Source organism: Dietzia sp. SYD-A1 (genome assembly GCF_015356725.1).
Taxonomy (GTDB): Bacteria; Actinomycetota; Actinomycetes; order Mycobacteriales; family Mycobacteriaceae; genus Dietzia.
The window spans coordinates 1-1,890 of record NZ_JADDKI010000628.1 but is presented as its reverse complement, the minus strand read 5'-3'; the positions used below and the strand labels follow the sequence as shown (position 1 = coordinate 1,890).

General features: G+C 73.3%; 1 protein-coding gene. It reads left to right on the top strand.

The window, feature by feature from the left end; genetic code table 11:
* Positions 1-200 precede the first annotated feature (200 nt).
* Positions 201-1,844 (top strand): bifunctional uroporphyrinogen-III C-methyltransferase/uroporphyrinogen-III synthase, encoded by a 1,644-nt coding sequence (locus tag IY392_RS17835; protein WP_107757332.1) that lies wholly within the window; start codon positions 201-203, stop codon positions 1,842-1,844.
* Positions 1,845-1,890: the final 46 nt, after the last annotated feature.

Genomic DNA, 1,890 nt, shown 5'->3' with positions numbered 1-1,890 from the left:
GCCGCCGACTCGCGGCGGACCTGCTCGCCCGGGGCGCACGCGACCTCATGACCGACACGTCCCCCGAGGAACGGGCCCCGCTCGTGCCGAAGGAGTCGACGACCGCGCCACCGACCGTTCCCGAGACCTGATCCATGTCCCCTGAACCTCCCCGTCGCGCGCAGCCAGCGCGCGACACCCACCCCACGGAGAGACGAACAATGACTCGAGCACGCACCACCCGCCCCGGAACCGTCCGCTTCGTCGGCGGCGGCCCAGGCAACGCGGGGATGCTCACCTGCAGGGCCCGGGAGGTCCTCGCGGGGAACGCACTGGTCTTCGCCGACGCCGACGTCTCCCCGGAGGTGCTCGCGCTCGTCGCACGCGACGTCCCGGTTCCGGAGGAACTGCTCGACGCCCGCCGCGCCGAGATGGACGCCGCCGTCGCCGCGGAGGACAAGGCGGAGATCAAACGCCTCAAGACCCTGCCGGCTCCCACCGCCGCGGATGTGCGTCCCGTCCTGGGGGAACCGGCCGCCGTGGCCAAGCAGCTCGTCGCCGAGGCCAAGAAGGGGCGCGACGTGGTGCGGCTGGTCACCGGCGACCCCATGACGACCGACGCCACCGTCACCGAGATCGCCGCGGTCGGACGCACCGTGGTGCCGTTCGAGGTCGTGCCGGGTGTCGCCGAGGCCACCGCGGTCCCCGCGTTCGCGGGCATCGCCCTGGGGTCCGGCTACGTGTTCGCGGACGGCCGCGGCAAGGTCGACTGGGCCTCCCTGGTCAGCTCGCCCGGTCCGATCGTCCTGCGCACCACCGGCCGGCACCTCGCCGAGGCCGCGTCGGGGCTGGCCGAGCAGGGCCTGGGGGCCGGGACCCCGGTCACCGTGACCTGCGCCGGTTCGCTCTGCGCGCAGAAGTCCGCCGACGGCACCCTGGCCACCATGGCCGAGGTCGGTCGCGAGATGGACGGCGACCTCGTGGTGACCATCGGCAAGTCCGCCGGCGAACGCCATCGCCACCAGTGGTGGGAGTCGCGGGCCATGTTCGGCTGGAACGTGCTGGTGCCCCGGACCAAGGCTCAGTCCGCCGAGATGAGCCAGCGCATCGCCGAGCACGGTGCCGTGCCGGTGGAGGTCCCCACCATCGCGGTCGAGCCGCCCCGCAGCCCCGCCCAGATGGAGCGGGCCGTCAAGGGCCTCGTCGACGGCCGCTACCAGTGGGTCGTCTTCACCTCCTCCAACGCGGTCCGCGCGGTGTGGGAGAAGTTCTGCGAGTTCGGCCTCGACGCGCGCGCGTTCTCCGGTGTGAAGATCGCCTGCGTGGGCGAGGGCACCGCGGAACGGGTCCGCGAGCTGGGCATCCAGCCCGAGCTTCTGCCCTCCGGCGAGCAGTCCAGCCTGGGTCTGCTCGAGGTCTTCCCGCCGTACGACGACATCCTGGACCCCGTCAACCGGGTCCTGTTGCCGCGCGCCGACATCGCGACCGAGACCCTCGCCGAGGGGCTGACCGGCCGCGGCTGGGAGATCGAGGACGTCACCGCGTACCGCACGGTCCGCGCGGCCCCTCCGGCGGCGGAGATCCGCGAGATGATCAAGAGCGGCGGGTTCGACGCCGTGTGCTTCACCAGCTCCTCCACGGTCCGCAACCTGGTGGGGATCGCCGGCAAGCCGCACGCCCGGACACTGATCGCGTGCATCGGTCCGCGCACCGCCGAGACCGCCGCCGAGTTCGGGTTGCGCGTGGACGTGCAGCCGGACAACGCGTCGGTGCTGGACCTGGTGGACGCGCTCGCCGCGCACGCCGACCAGCTGCGTGACGCCGGCGAGCTGCCTCCCCCGCGGCGTCGCGCGCGCCGGCGCTGACACCGACCGGCGCCGCGCCGCGTGACAGGCGACTTTCGTACAGTGG

Bases quoted from the DNA above. Each gene is read 5' to 3' on its own strand.
- IY392_RS17835 (WP_107757332.1), top strand. From the start codon at position 201: ATGACTCGAGCACGCACCACCCGCCCCGGAACCGTCCGCTTCGTCGGC.